Source organism: Spirosoma litoris, assembly GCF_054776755.1.
The window spans coordinates 779,599-793,817 of record NZ_BAAHBI010000010.1 but is presented as its reverse complement, the minus strand read 5'-3'; the positions used below and the strand labels follow the sequence as shown (position 1 = coordinate 793,817).

Genomic DNA, 14,219 nt, shown 5'->3' with positions numbered 1-14,219 from the left:
AAGCGGACAAGGTTAACACATGAGGAATAAATTGTAATTGACCGTTACCCAAGTCGCTCGCTATCAAGGCGAGTCGACTTGTCCCAATAGTTCATGGCTACCGAGTTTCCCAAAATTCGCCCATTGCCTGAGTCGGTCAACAAGGGCTCGTTAACTCGATAGGCAATAGCTGCGAGTTGCAGGAGTAGCTGAGATTTATGCATCGATTCGGCATCCGCATTGATCAGGGTTGTACCCCGTATAGCTTCAATGAAATTGGTAATATGGTAAGTAGCAGCAGCCTGAGAATCTGTTATGGCTCCGCTTGCCCAGGCCGCAGGTATTCGTTTCCCACTAAGGTCATGTACCCGAAAGCTGGACGGTTCCTTACTATTGAATGACAGCACGCCTTTATCGCCATAGATTGTAAAACCCCACTTCTGTTCGGTCGTAGTGTTCGTAGTCGGTAAGGATTGCCATGTACTGATTTTGTCACCAAATGCGAATCGAGCAGCCAGAGCAGGTGCTATCCCTTCCGCTATATTCCCGAATGCTTTTACATGGGTTGGGTAATCAACTCCCATAAACCATCGGCAGCAGTCGAGTTCGATAGGAGCATAAGCGTGATCTGGCTCTCCATTCGTACAACGCCACGCACTAGTGCTAGTAACGGTACCGATGATACCTTCCTGAACCGCTGCGGCTGCCTGTTGAAACGAGGGAAGTGACCGATGGGAATAGCCCGTTTGAAGAATAACTCCACTCGCCTGAGCCGCTTGGACCAGAGCTTCTCCGGCCAGAGCGGTATTCGTACCGGGAGCAGCCAGATAAACCGATTTCCCAGTCTGGCAGGCAGCAATAGCCTGATTTACTCCGGTAGAACCAGTTGCGGTTATCAGGATAGCATCGAGACCAGGCCGATTCAGGAATTCACTAAAACTTGCCCCACTCTCGTAAAATGAACTGACTTTTACACCTGGCAATTTTGTCAATTCCGATACCAGACGATGGGTATTCGCCCCAACAAAGCCAATCTTTATAGCGCGGCTGTCAGACGTTTTTTCGCCAAATCCTGAAAGTGGAAGAAACGGCAAGAGTAGACCAGTACTTGCCTGATTAATAAATAGACGTCGATTCATGCAGTCGGGTTAAAAGAGGTTAAAAGCTTATGCTGTGGTTTTATAAAAGATTACCTGTTCATGAGGTAAACATCAAGCATAAAAAGTCCCTAGAAAGATAGGAAGTTGTAATCAAAATAGGTTCATATCAACTTGTAATTACTGAGTAAGTGGTCAATTAATATACAAATTATCTATTATATATTCATTTTACCACTAATACACTACATCAATAATAACTACATACTATAAAGGCAATATTATGTATAATCTAAATAAATTACAAAATCTATTTTATAAACCAGTATTTATACTCAATATTCATCACTTTCATGTAAGTGAAATCAACCTAATGACCGATTACTATCCAACTAGTAAGTTATGGTAATTATAAACTAGAGTGATTCTATTACAAATTTTAGAAGCTTTTTTGTCGACATCTCAACCGATTCGGAGTCGGTATTCAGGATCAAATCAGGGGTTGCCGGTATCTCATAGGGGTCATTGATACCAGTCAAATTAGTAATTTTGTCGGGGTGCCCGTCTGGCAGTAGAGCACGGCTATACAATCCTTTTGTATCACGCAAACAAAGTACATCTACATTGCACTGAACATAAACAACTTTTGTAACTGGACTCACCAATTTCAGCTCATTTCTGACACTTTCGTATGGATTAATGGCGGCCATCAATACAATTAATTTGTTTCGACTCAGCAGCGCAGCAATGTGCCCTAATCGCCGAACAGATTCTTGCCTGTCCTGAGCGGAAAAGGTCAATTCGGGCCAGAGTTTACGTCGGTATTCGTCGCCATCCAGCACTTCAACCCGATAACCCATGTCCACCAGTTTTGCTTTTGCCTGATAGGCAAGTGTTGTTTTACCCGCACCTGAAAGACCCGTCAATTGAATTAAGAGCATCGATAATGGCAAACAATAATTTCTTTAAGTTACCTTTTCAATTTGACCCAGAACGCCTGAACACCGATCTGCAAACCTGTCGTCGTAGCGTTTGGCAACTTCACTATAATCAGCGAGATTATACCGGTAACTGGACGAGTATTTCGCTACGATCGGCCTCAGGCAACGCTAACGATGCCTATGCTGGCCCTAGTAGTATCGGCTATAGAGACACCCCATTATTAGCCGAGTGCCCTTATTTTCAGGAAGTTATTAATCAGTTTGGCTGTCCTAAAGAGACGATCCGTCTTATGTTACTGGCACCAGGCAGTCAAATTCGGGAGCATCGCGATCAGGGACTGGCATACGAATTTAATGCGTTCCGTATTCATATTCCTATCCAAACTGCCGATGATGTACAGTTTCGGGTAGCGGGTTCTAATCTGGCTATGCAGCCGGGTGACTGCTGGTATGCCAATTTCGACCAGCCACATAGTGTGCGTAATGATGGTACCACCGAGCGTATTCATCTCGTTATCGATTGCCTGCGAAATGATTGGTCAGATAAGCTCTTTGCTCAAGCGCGTTATGACTTCACCGAAGAAAATCGCCAGCAGGAACCCAGCGCCGAAGTCAGACAACAGATGATTGCCGAACTCCGCCGACTAGACACCGATACAGCCCGGCAGTTAATTCGCCAGCTTGAAGCCAAAGCGCTTCTTTAAATCAGAAAATACTAGTCATGCATCCACTCTGTAACTGGATTCCCTACAAGCTCAGCTTATCTGATGATGCCATTAAGTGCCAATGGTTATATACGGATGAATTACGTTTTCTGGAACCGTTCTTCGATGAAACCATTAGTAAATGCCAATCATATCCCTATAATTCCGGGATTATGCGGGCTGTAAGTACGTTGGATGGCATGATCGATATGGCTAAGGACGTACCTTATGTTCCGCCAACGGCGTTCATTTTCCATGTATCTCGCTGCGGCTCAACGTTGTTATCTCAGTTTTTGGGGCTAAACGAGCAACACATTATTTTATCAGAAGTCCCTTTTCTGGACGAGTTGTTACGCCTGAATATTCCATCAATATCATCTGATGAACAGGATCAGGCATTTATGGCCGCGATTCGCCTGTTAGGGCATAAACGAACAGGTGCCGAAAATCGACTCTTCATAAAGGTCGATAGCTGGCATGTGTTTTATTATGAAACCATCCGGCGCTTGTATCCAGAGGTGCCCATTATTCTGCTATATCGATCTCCCGATGAAGTTGTGGCTTCCCACCAGAAACGTCGGGGTATGCACGCCGTGCCCGGTTTATTACCGCCCGCTTTATTCGGTTTCGATCCTGCCGACGCTATTACCGCCAATTTTGACGACTATACGGCCCGCGTACTAGAGCGTTACCTAGAGCGTTTTCTAACCATTGTCAAACAGGATGATCAGGCATTTTTGTTGAACTATCAAGCCGATGGCATTGCGATGATGCAGCAATTTTTGCAGTTCCTCAATTTACCTTCTGATATCGTAGACTGGTCATTAGTCCAACAGCGAAGTAGCAGGCACGCTAAGTACCCCGATCAGAAATTCAAGGAGGAACGGCTCAATAAGCCTATTCCAGATTACCTACAACCAGCAATGGCGTTATATACTCAATTAAATTCTGTTGCCCCAACCGAACCCAGAATAACCCACAACATCTATTAAAACCAATCGCCAGGAATGCATGAAAACCAAGCAGGAATTAGTTTCGACTATCCGAGACTTCGTTACACAAATCGGCATTGAAAATCGCGACGCTACACTCCCTGATGATACTTTTTTACCAGGTTTACTTATTGACCAAGGGAAGCTATTCATTGACTCGGAGAAACTGTTATATCCCGGTGACATTCTACACGAAGCAGGCCATATTGCGGTTACCCTCCCCGATCAACGTCCATTTTTATCAGGCAACATTATCGACAATAGCCCTGAAAAAATGGGCGATGAAATAGCGGTTCTACTCTGGACCTATGCGGCCTGTTTGCACATTGGTATTGCTCCAGAAGTTGTATTTCATCCGGCTGGCTATAAAGGAGATAGCGAATGGCTCATCGACCAGTTTACTTCCAGAAACTACATGGGTCTTCCTTTATTGGTTTGGATGGGTCTCGCCGATGATGTTAGCATTAATTCTCCTAATAGTTTCCCGACCATGAAAATGTGGTTACGCGAGAATTAACCATTAAATTGATTTACTAAGCTTAACAGTATGACCACTCCACTTATTGAACTTCCACCCTCAACCGAGAATAGTCGTTTAGGAATTTTGCATTTAAAACGATATTGGGCGAAAGCAATGGCCACCCGACAAGGGTTAATAGCCAGTGGATCACTTCAGGATGAGTGGAATCTTGATGTGACACTTCTTAGTGCCTTAGGGCTTGGTCTCGAACAAACAATTCGCTACTTATACAATACGGCCCCTACCTTTCCTGAATTTGAGGATTGGATTCAATCAGTAACAGTTGGGTTACTCGACGCCAGTCAAGTAGCCAGTTTTAATGCTTTATTTATAGGAAACCAAGAGCCACAGGAAAGTAAGGAGGACTCATCCAACGTGTTGTCTGCCGATGATCTTACGCACTGGGATAAATATGGCTACGTGATTGTGCGGAATGCGGTCTCGCACGAGGATTGCGAGCAAACGATTCAATTGATCTGTGAAACAATTGACATCGAACGCTACCAACCCGAAACCTGGTATCGTCCTAACCCAATGCGGCAGGGCATCATGGTCCAACTGTTTCAACACCCAATCCTGACCAAGAATCGCTCGTCGAGCCGCATCCGAAAGGCCTACGAACAGTTGTGGAATCGAACTGATTTGTGGGTATCAACCGATCGAGTTGGCTTTAATCCACCTGAAACTGAAAGTTGGCAGTTTCCGGGTCCACATTTGCATTGGGATGTCAGCCTGACGCTCCCCATTCCGTTTGGGTTGCAAGGGATACTCTACTTATCCAATACGCAACCAAATCAGGGAGCCTTTACCCTAGTACCCGGCTTTCAGCATCGAATCGACGACTGGATTGCACAACTTCCTCCTCAGGCCAATCCCCGAACGCAAAATCTTCACGCTTTAGGAGCTACTCCTATTGCTGCCAATGCTGGCGATTTTATCATCTGGCATCAGGCGCTGCCACACGGAAGCTCTCCGAATAGATCGGCAGAGGCCCGTTTTGTTCAATACATTAATTATGCGCCAGCCCACACAGAAGTAAAACCTGATTGGAAGTAAGCGCTTTAACCCTTAAATTCTGGATTTCATATTTATATATGCTTACTATTCGAAAGGTAACGACAGCTGATCATGATCCCGTTTGGAAAATTATCCAGTCTGTTATCGCTGGGGGTGATACCTATACCTTTGATCCGAATTCGTCAAAAGAGAAAATGCTGGATTACTGGTTCAGCCCAGATAAACACACCTATGTCGCGGAGTTAGACGGCGATGTGGTAGGAACGTTTGTACTTAAAGACAACCAGCCTGATTTGGGCTCGCACATTGCAAATGGTTCTTACATGGCTTCCCCAACAGCGTCAGGGAAAGGGGTGGGTAGAGCAATGGGAGAATTCTCGCTGGAAGAGGCCAGACGACTCGGCTATAAAGCCATGCAATTCAATATCGTAGTGAAAAGCAACGAACGAGCTGTGGCTTTGTGGCAAAAGCTGGGCTTTACAATCATCGGAGAAATCCCGGATGCATTTAATCACCAACAGAACGGCTTAACCAATGCCTACATCATGCACCGGAAGCTTTGATGTTTTTTACTACAGAGGGACAGAGCGCACAGAGTTTTACATTTTTATTGTAAACAATTCTGTGTGCTCTGTCCCTCTGTAGTAAAAAAGGGCTTACTTAATATACAACCACTTGTTGTAGAGCGCTTTTTGTTCTGCTGTTTGAGTAGGCAGGGGCTCCAGTCGATAACTTACCAATGGATTTTGAGTGAGCGTAACTGGTATCTCGCGAACAAACCCGCCCCGATTGACAAGTACTTTCAAGGTTTCACCCATCTTCCGGCCACTAATGACCCGAAGCAGATCATCGCCGACACGCACTTTATCGACCGAGATAATTTCATCGCCTACGTTTAGTCCATCGTTATACGCTGCCGATCCGCGACGGACGCTTGAAATCGTTGATTTTCCATTAGCAATCGTCGTGGCAGCACCCAGAAAACCATCCTGCGTTTTACTCGCCAGATTCACTAATTGCATCCCCACGGGCGCAAAATAGGCATCATAATTAATGGGTTCAGCCGTGTTTACCCCTATGTTAAAGAAATCGTCGAGCTTCCGCCCAGCCACTTGTTCAGCAGCCTGCCGGAATTCGTTGTCGGTGAAACCCCGCTTCTGTTTTTTGTAATATTCGTTATACAGGAGCCGCATCAGATCGTCCATATTACGCTGACCGTTGCTGCCCGCCAGTATGGCCAGATTCAGCAGCGTTCCTAAAACACTCCCCTTGCTATAATAGGATATTTGGGTATTGGCCGAATTTTCATTGGGTCGGTACCCCTTAATCCAGGCATCCCAGCTCGACTCAGCTGCCGATTGTATGCGCGTACCAGGCTGATTTTCAATCTCGGTAATTCCACTGGCGACGAGGGTCAGATAGGCATCGGGTGTGTGGAAACCCGCCCGACGCAAAATATACTCCTGATAGAACGACGTACAGCCTTCCGACAACCAAAGCATGTGCGTGTAGTTCTCATTCTCATAATCGAACGGTCCCAACGCTACGGGCCGAATACGCTTCACATTCCAGAGGTGAAAATACTCATGCGCTACCAGCGACAGGAATCGTTTATAATTTGCTTCGGTAGCATAAGCATTCCGCGTGGTTTCGAGCGTAGTTGAGTTGAGGTGTTCCAGCCCTCCTCCACCCGGTGGAATATGGTGAACAATAAAGGTGTAATTTTTGCACGGATGCTCGCCCACTACGGTGGCGGCAGCCTCACAAACCCGCTTGTAATCTTCAGCCAAGCGCTTTTCGTTATAGTCAACATCGCCAAACATGGATACAGTATGCGGTATATCCGACGCGGTGAAGCTGAATGTTTTGTGGTTGCCGATCTCGATGGGCGAATCAACCAGCAAGTCAAAATCGGCAGCTTCGTAGGTAAATTCCTGGCCAGCTACCGGTTCCAGAGCGGTAGCCACACTTTTCCAGGTTTTGTAAGGCTGCACAACCACTCGCAACGGAATGTTCTTTAGAGCGTCGTGGTACATAAATACACCAGCGGGCGTCACATAACCATGATCGATGTCTACGAAACTCGTTCGGACGGTAAGCTCATTAGCGTATACTTTATACCGAATCGTCAGATTATCTTCGTTCGTGTATACTCGCCAGGCGTTTTTACGAATCTTTTCACTCGAAATCTTCTTATCCCCTACAGAAGCTGTAAACCCATCTACGTTCTTGGCGTATTCCCGAATCAGGTAAGAACCCGGTGTCCAGACCGGCATTTTGATATCAATGTACCCATTCTTCTTGGCATTAGTTGAAGCAGCTACATTTTTGAGTTGCATTTCAACCTCGAAATAATGCGTCTGAGGTTCGGGCATCGAAAGCACATAGGTTACGCTGGGTGATGCCGCCGGGAGCGTTTCGTCATCGGCAGGAAAGCCGGTTGCAGTTGATGAAAATGGAGTAAAAAATGTCCAGACAGTAAGTAAATACAGAAGCCGGGCGTTTTTTTTCATACGGAAACAGGAATACCTTCGTTTTTTGTCCAGAATTGACCTGATATTTGTCAATTCCCAGCGAAACTACGACGCAATCTTTTTAGAAGGTAGTTTTTAAGGAAAGTTTTCGGTTTATGGTTTTCAGTTTACGGTATTCTGTTTACAGTTGGCTGACAAACCACTAACCCCACGCGTCAGCCAACCGTAAACCGAATACCTCAAACCAATATTACATTTATTTATGCCCTATTCAAGCACCCAATCAGATCAACACCAATCGTACTGCCAGACTTCGTTTCGGTTGCTATTTTTTCTGACTATTGGGCTATTTACTTCAGTATCGACCTTAGCTCAACGAACCCAAAGCAACGCCGAGCCCGACTATCATTATCGAAACGGGCTGGAGCTTTTCGAAAGAGCTAATTATGCCGCTTCTCGCTACGAATTCCGCCAATACCTCGAACCGCGCCGGGGTGATGGCTCGCAAACGTTACTCAATACGGGCGACCAAAATGCGGTTGAAGCCGAATATTACATCGCGCTAACCAGCCTCTACATCGACGAGCCAGGCGCTGAGTTGCTTGTCGATCGGTTTGTCAAAAACCATAGTCAGCACCCAAAAGCAGGGCAATTGTATGGCGATTTAGGCACGTATTATTACAATCGTCAGGATTACACAAAAGCCATTAACTTTCTGGAAAAAGCTGTTGATCAGGGGGGAAATAGTGCTCAGCAAACGACCTATAAATACCAGTTGGCACTCTCCTATTACAGTACGCAGGATCTACAACATGCGTTGCCGCTTTTAAACGAGGTCAAGCTAGATCCTACCTCTACCGATGCTCCTGCAGCTTCGTATTATGCCGGGGTAATCAACTTCCGCAATCGAAATTATAACGAAGCCGTTGCTGATTTCAAGCGGATTGAGACCAACCCAACCTATCAGAACCAGGTACCGAACTGGATAGCTCAGGCGCTCTATAAACAACAGCGATTTGATGACTTACTGGCCTATACCGAACCGCTACTCCGCCGGAATAATGGAGGTAGCCTGAACGAAGTAGCCTTATTTACAGCCGAAGTTTTTTACCAGCAAAACCAGTTTGCCCGAGCCGTACCCTATTACAAACAATACATTAATGCCGCAGGGGCCAAAGCACCCAGTGCGGTTAAGTTCCGGTATGGTCAATCGCTGTTCCGTACCGGCGCGTATAATGATGCGATTACCCAGCTTAAACCACTCGCAGGCGGGAAAGATACCACTGCTCAATATGCCGCGTATACATTAGGGGTCAGCTACTTACAGACACAAAACCCAACTTATGCGCTGACCGCCTTCGATCAGGCCGGACGATTGTCATTTAATCGTGAAATTCAGGAAGAAGCGAAATTCACGCACGCAAAACTCCAACTGGATCAAAACAACGGCGCCGACGCTGTAAAAGAATTGACGGCTTTTTTGAAGCAATACCCAGACAGTAAGTTTGAAAATGAAGCTAACGAATTGGTTGGGGAAGCCTATTATGCTTCGAATAACTATCCGGCCGCCATTGCTTACATCGAAGGACTGAAACGTCGGACGTCTAAAATCAACGCTACTTACCAACGTTTAACGTACAATCAGGGCGTAAACGATTTCAACGCAGAACGCTACCCTCAAGCGGTAGCCAATCTGGATAAATCGTTGAAATTTCCGGTTGACAACAATCTGCAACAAGCCGCGCAATTCTGGAAAGCCGAATCGTATTCGGCAGGGAAGCAATACGATACCGCCATCCCGCTCTATGCCAGTATCTCGAAATCAGGCTCAGGCGATTATGCTACCAAGAGTTTGTATGCGCTCGGCTATGCCTATTACAACAAGAAAGATTACGCGCGTGCACTCCCCTATTTCCGCGATTTTGTTAGTCGTGGTGGTGCTTCCGATGATCGGGCCCAGCTTCAGGATGCGACCATTCGGTTAGCCGACACTTATTTTTCGTCGAAGCAATACGAAAACGCTATGCGTTATTATGATCAGGCTATTGCGCAGAATGCTGCCGATAAAGATTATGCTGCTTATCAGAAAGCCATGATCTTAAGTTATGTTGGCCGTGACTCTGAAGCCAAAGCCCAATTCGATCAGGTACAACGCCAGTTCCCGAACTCTCGTTTTGTCGATGAAGCGCTGTTACAAAAAGCGAATGTCGATTTCGAGAAAGGTGCTTATCAGACTGCAATTCAAGGCTATACGAAGTTAATTCAGGACAAACCTAACAGCACACTCGTTCCAGCGGCTCTGTTAAAGCGGGCCATTGCTTACGGAAACATTCAGCAGTACGACCCAGCCGTTGCCGATTACAAACGTATTTTAGATAATTATGGCAATTCGGAGCAGGCTCAAAGTGCGTTGCTGGGTATCCAGAATACGCTGAATGATGCTGGTCGGCCCGAAGAGTTTTCACAGGTGCTGGGGCAGTATAAGAAAACCAATCCGGCTAGCACCGATGTGGAGCGGGTTCAATTCGAAAACGCCAAGAATATTTACGCCAACGAAAAGTATTCCCAAGCCATTCAGTCACTGCTGTCGTTTATGCAGGAATACCCCAATAGTCCCAGTACGAATGAAGCCCGCTATTATCTGGCGGAATCGTACCGCCAAACGAATGACCCTGCCAGCGCGCTACGGTACTACAATTTAGTGGTAGCCGATAACAAATCAGATTACCTGGTTCGGGCGGCTACCCGCGCGGCTGAGTTAGAAGCGAAGCAGAAAAATTACCCCCGTGCCATTCGGAATTATCAGATTATCATGAGCAAAGCTAATGGTAAAGCCGAACAGGTAGCGGCTCAACTTGGCTTGATGGACACCTATTTCGCGTATCCAAAACCTGACTCGGCCGCTGCGATTGCGCGTGACGTTTTAACAGCAGGAAATGTCGTATCGGGAGCCCAGAACCGAGCACAACTGATGCTGGGTAAAGTGGCACAAGGTAAAGGAGATTACAAAACGGCTCAGGCTGATTTTGAAAAAACCATCGCACTCGCTAAAGACGTAAACGGAGCCGAAGCCCAATATCACCTTGGCGAGATTCTGTACAAGCAGAAAAAGTACAAGGAGTCGGTAGCACTGCTGTTAAAATTCAACGAGCAGTTCAGCGATTTCGAGTACTGGAAAGGTAAAGCGTTCATTCTGGTAGCCGACAACAACGTTGCCCTCGACGAGCCCGCCCAGGCCAAAGCCGTTCTGAATTCCATCATCGAAAACTCATCCGACGAAACCATCGTTGCCGAAGCCAAACAAAAGCTCACTACGCTGGAATCTAAAAATTAATGATGAATGATGAATGATCAATGATGAATGAATTAGTGATGCATGAATTGGTTAAATCCAGTTAATATTCATCATTGATCATTCATCATTCATCATTCCAAGTTTGTCGTACATTCACTATGACAGTACGCCCCTTACTCACCCTCTCCCTCCTTTCCCTGTCGGCAACGCTGTATGCACAACAGTCGAAGCCAACGCGTCCTGTGAAAGAAGGCGAAGTAGATAATCAGGAAATTACGGTCGAAAAAAGCCGTAAGATTGAGCTGCCTCCTGCTAACCGGATTTTCAATAAGATACCATCCGTAAAGCCGTCGGCTGAGCAGCGAAAACTAACCTATGAGTTTGAAGACCGTAAATTAACCATCGGCGACCCTAAGATTACACCGGGCGTGTTGAATCCAGCCCTTGGTCAGGCCGATGATACACCAGCCTACAGCAATTACGTTAAGTTAGGAGCCGGAAATTACAGTTCATTTTTAGGGGAAGGTTTTGTAGGCATCAATGCGCTTTCGAATCTTGCCCTGGAGGGATCTGTTCGGCATTTGTCGTCCGGTCTTGGTCCTGTAGACGGCAAGAACTCAGCCCAAAGCGATACGCGTGTTCGGGTGACGGGGAAATACCTAACCGATGCGTTCAAACTCCAGGCTGATCTCGGTTATGACCGGAATGCCTATAATTTTTACGGGTATAGTCGCGAATATGCGGCACAACCTACATTTAGCCCTGATCTGATCAAACAACGGCTCAATACGATCAACTTCAAAGTCGGTATTGAAAACGCGAATTCAGATAACACCATTGACTATTCATTACGCACTGGTATCACCTCGCTGAGCGATCGATTCAATGCGTCCGAAACGGATTGGGGTACAAACTTCAATGCGTCGCTCGGTATCACCGATAATGTATACGCACTCATAGCGGCCGATGCCTATGTCACTCAACGAACAGACGGCTCAATACTTGATAACCGTAATCTGTTTCGGGTAAAGCCAACCTTTAAATACGCAACGTCTTTATTCACCGTAACGGCGGGTATCAATGCAGTAAACCAAACCGATCAGCGACAGGGTATCAACGACACGCGAGCGTTTCCAGTCATTGATGTAGACGTAGCTCCGGTGGGTAACATCCATATTTTTGCTGGTGTCGACGGCGATATTAACCGGAATACCCTCCGCTCGTTACTAGGTGAGAATAAGTGGCTTGCCCCACAAGTTCTACTGGCTAACACTGTTAAGTCAATCGATATTTATGGCGGTACGAAAGGAGCGTTGGGCGGAGGGTTCTCCTATGAGGGCAAAGTTTCCTACGCTCGTTATCGAAACTTCTCGACCTTCAACAATAGTACGCCCGATTCAACAAAATTCTTTGTTCTGTATGACGGTGGCATCACCAATGTATTGACAATCTCGGGACAATTGGCGTATGCCCAGAAAGACAAATTCCGCTCTACCCTTAAAGCAGACTTTTTCAATTACGGGCTTGATCGGCTCGAAGCAGCCTGGGGCCGTCCGCGTACATCGGCCACCTGGACCAACTCCTACATCCTGAATAAAAAATTATTTGTAACTGCCGACCTGTATTTTTATGAAGGCATTCAAAACAAAAACTTTACTTCCGGCATTACGTACACCCTGAAGCCCATTTATGATGCTAACCTGAAAATTGACTATTTCCTTGGAAAACAGGTATCGGCATTTGTTGCGTTAAATAATATCTTTAGCCAGAATTACCAGCGTTATTTGTATTATCAAACACAAGGTCTTAACTTTCTCGGAGGAATCAGTTATTCGTTCTAACCGCTCCACCGACGCACGCTATGGCATCCGTAAACGATTACATTAAAAAGCTGCTATATCAGTACGATTGCGTAGTCGTATCTGAGTTAGGCGCCTTTCTAACGCACTACCAATCAGCAAGTTTCACGGAAACCTCTGGTCAGTATCTGCCCCCTCGCAAACGCGTTGCGTTCAACGAAGCACTTCGTTTCGACGATGGTATTCTGACCAACTATATTATGCTCCATGAGCCTGTCACTCGCGAAGGTGCACAACGGTACGTGAGTTCATTTGTCGCAGAGTTACGGCAACAAGTAGAAAAAACAGGTCGATTTGAATTAGAAGGCATCGGCACATTCACCCAAAATGATGAAAGTCGCCTACAGTTTTCGCCAAGCCTTCGGCACAACTTTTTCGGCGAAGCCTATGGGATGACTTCTTTATCGGTACAAGCGGTTAATCGTAAACCTCAACTTGAACCGGCACTTGAAGCCGTACCTGTAACAGCATTGGGGCCGGTTCTTTCTCAGGAAGAAGAAGTATCTCTAACTCCTTATCGTCCAGCTCGTCCTTACTGGCGCGTAGCGGCTATTGCCTTGCTGGTTGGCTCGTTAGGGTTTATTAGCTATTTTTCCGTGATGCAGCCAGATCAGCCCTTCCAGAGTAGCCTCGATCCGGCCAATCTGTTCCGGGTTTCGGCTAATTTCTTCAAGCCTTCTGCTGACGCAAAAGGATCCGTAAAAGCTGCTGTTCTTCCAAAAATCACTTCTACGCCAGTTACAGACGTAAAACCAGCAGCCGTTACACCAGTAGAACCTGTTGCTCCTGCCCCTACTGTAGCTGTAGCAACTGTAAAGCCCAATAGTGTACCTGCCGAAGGTAAAGCGAAAGTTGAAATCTCAACTGCTACACAAGCAAAAACTGTTGAAAAAGTTGCTGAGGTTGTCAGTAAGCCTGTTCGAACAGGACCACATTTTACGGTAATCGCCGGCGTGTTTTTAAGCAAACAAAATGCGTTGAAACTACGGCGCCAATTACGCAAAGCAGGTTATGAAGATGCCTTTGTTATCATGCCCGCTCAGGATGAGAAAGAGTTATATAAAGTAGCAGCAGTAGGTTCTGCCGTTCGGGATGAAGCCGTTGCCAAGATGGCAGCTATCAATGAATTGACCCAAGCTGAATCTTGGATTTTAAAGAATTAGCAACAGCATTTACACATAGCAAAAAAGACAACTCGGATGGGTTGTCTTTTTTGCTATATAACTGTGATCTCAGGATTGTGGTCATCGACGCAATCACACATCAAAAGTCTCGCGAAATAAGGTCGTTAATAAGCTACCTTGTTGACTGAATCCTGTCAATAATTATCTTTAGTCGTAC

Annotated in this window: 11 protein-coding genes; 8 read left to right on the top strand and 3 right to left on the bottom strand. The window is 46.1% G+C overall.

Going from position 1 to position 14,219, the window contains the following annotated elements; translation table 11 throughout:
- Nucleotides 1–44: 44 nt before the first annotated feature.
- Both ACYVGR_RS09815 and cysC read right to left on the bottom strand, forming a co-directional pair.
- A complete protein-coding gene (locus ACYVGR_RS09815; protein ID WP_460955986.1) occupies nucleotides 45–1,118 on the bottom strand; it encodes a Gfo/Idh/MocA family protein in 1,074 nt (357 codons plus the stop codon).
- A gap of 374 nt (nucleotides 1,119–1,492) precedes the next feature.
- Entirely contained in the window at nucleotides 1,493–2,017 is a 525-nt protein-coding gene (gene cysC, locus ACYVGR_RS09810) for an adenylyl-sulfate kinase (protein WP_460955984.1), read from the bottom strand.
- Between the two features lie 5 nt (nucleotides 2,018–2,022).
- On the opposite strand from cysC, the gene ACYVGR_RS09805 reads away from it, so the two are divergent.
- The 5 genes from ACYVGR_RS09805 to ACYVGR_RS09785 are packed head-to-tail and all read left to right on the top strand — an operon-like array spanning nucleotide 2,023 to nucleotide 5,813.
- Nucleotides 2,023–2,721: an aspartyl/asparaginyl beta-hydroxylase domain-containing protein gene (locus ACYVGR_RS09805; protein ID WP_460955982.1), complete on the top strand. Its 699-nt coding sequence runs from the start codon at nucleotides 2,023–2,025 to the stop codon at nucleotides 2,719–2,721.
- Nucleotides 2,722–2,738: 17 nt separating this feature from the next.
- Nucleotides 2,739–3,713, top strand: coding sequence for a sulfotransferase family protein (locus ACYVGR_RS09800; protein WP_460955980.1), 975 nt, complete (start codon nucleotides 2,739–2,741; stop codon nucleotides 3,711–3,713).
- Between the two features lie 19 nt (nucleotides 3,714–3,732).
- The gene (locus ACYVGR_RS09795; RefSeq protein WP_460955978.1) at nucleotides 3,733–4,230 is read left to right on the top strand and encodes a hypothetical protein; all 498 of its coding nucleotides are present in this window, start codon (nucleotides 3,733–3,735) and stop codon (nucleotides 4,228–4,230) included.
- A gap of 30 nt (nucleotides 4,231–4,260) precedes the next feature.
- Complete coding sequence (locus ACYVGR_RS09790) at nucleotides 4,261–5,289, top strand: phytanoyl-CoA dioxygenase family protein (RefSeq protein ID WP_460955976.1); 1,029 nt, start codon at nucleotides 4,261–4,263, stop codon at nucleotides 5,287–5,289.
- A 38-nt stretch (nucleotides 5,290–5,327) separates the two neighbouring features.
- Nucleotides 5,328–5,813, top strand: coding sequence for a GNAT family N-acetyltransferase (locus ACYVGR_RS09785; RefSeq protein WP_460955974.1), 486 nt, complete (start codon nucleotides 5,328–5,330; stop codon nucleotides 5,811–5,813).
- Between the two features lie 93 nt (nucleotides 5,814–5,906).
- Here the strand turns inward: ACYVGR_RS09785 and ACYVGR_RS09780 are convergent, their stop codons facing one another.
- Nucleotides 5,907–7,763 (bottom strand): M61 family metallopeptidase, encoded by a 1,857-nt coding sequence (locus ACYVGR_RS09780; RefSeq protein ID WP_460955972.1) that lies wholly within the window; start codon nucleotides 7,761–7,763, stop codon nucleotides 5,907–5,909.
- Nucleotides 7,764–7,986: 223 nt separating this feature from the next.
- Here ACYVGR_RS09780 and ACYVGR_RS09775 point away from each other — a divergent pair, with 223 nt between their 5' ends.
- From ACYVGR_RS09775 to ACYVGR_RS09765, 3 genes are all read left to right on the top strand, one after another.
- Entirely contained in the window at nucleotides 7,987–11,058 is a 3,072-nt protein-coding gene (locus ACYVGR_RS09775; protein WP_460955970.1) for a tetratricopeptide repeat protein, read from the top strand.
- Nucleotides 11,059–11,177: 119 nt separating this feature from the next.
- Nucleotides 11,178–12,860, top strand: a complete 1,683-nt coding sequence (locus ACYVGR_RS09770; protein ID WP_460955968.1) for a TonB-dependent receptor — start codon at nucleotides 11,178–11,180, stop codon at nucleotides 12,858–12,860.
- 20 nt (nucleotides 12,861–12,880) lie between these two features.
- Nucleotides 12,881–14,041, top strand: a complete 1,161-nt coding sequence (locus tag ACYVGR_RS09765; protein ID WP_460955966.1) for an HU domain-containing protein — start codon at nucleotides 12,881–12,883, stop codon at nucleotides 14,039–14,041.
- The last annotated feature ends 178 nt before the right edge of the window (nucleotides 14,042–14,219 follow it).

Coding starts and splice junctions, on each gene's coding strand:
- ACYVGR_RS09815 (WP_460955986.1), bottom strand. CDS start 1,118: ATGAATCGACGTCTATTTATTAATCAGGCAAGTACTGGTCTACTCTTG.
- cysC (WP_460955984.1), bottom strand. CDS start 2,017: ATGCTCTTAATTCAATTGACGGGTCTTTCAGGTGCGGGTAAAACAACA.
- ACYVGR_RS09805 (WP_460955982.1), top strand. CDS start 2,023: ATGGCAAACAATAATTTCTTTAAGTTACCTTTTCAATTTGACCCAGAA.
- ACYVGR_RS09800 (WP_460955980.1), top strand. CDS start 2,739: ATGCATCCACTCTGTAACTGGATTCCCTACAAGCTCAGCTTATCTGAT.
- ACYVGR_RS09795 (WP_460955978.1), top strand. CDS start 3,733: ATGAAAACCAAGCAGGAATTAGTTTCGACTATCCGAGACTTCGTTACA.
- ACYVGR_RS09790 (WP_460955976.1), top strand. CDS start 4,261: ATGACCACTCCACTTATTGAACTTCCACCCTCAACCGAGAATAGTCGT.
- ACYVGR_RS09785 (WP_460955974.1), top strand. CDS start 5,328: ATGCTTACTATTCGAAAGGTAACGACAGCTGATCATGATCCCGTTTGG.
- ACYVGR_RS09780 (WP_460955972.1), bottom strand. CDS start 7,763: ATGAAAAAAAACGCCCGGCTTCTGTATTTACTTACTGTCTGGACATTT.
- ACYVGR_RS09775 (WP_460955970.1), top strand. CDS start 7,987: ATGCCCTATTCAAGCACCCAATCAGATCAACACCAATCGTACTGCCAG.
- ACYVGR_RS09770 (WP_460955968.1), top strand. CDS start 11,178: ATGACAGTACGCCCCTTACTCACCCTCTCCCTCCTTTCCCTGTCGGCA.
- ACYVGR_RS09765 (WP_460955966.1), top strand. CDS start 12,881: ATGGCATCCGTAAACGATTACATTAAAAAGCTGCTATATCAGTACGAT.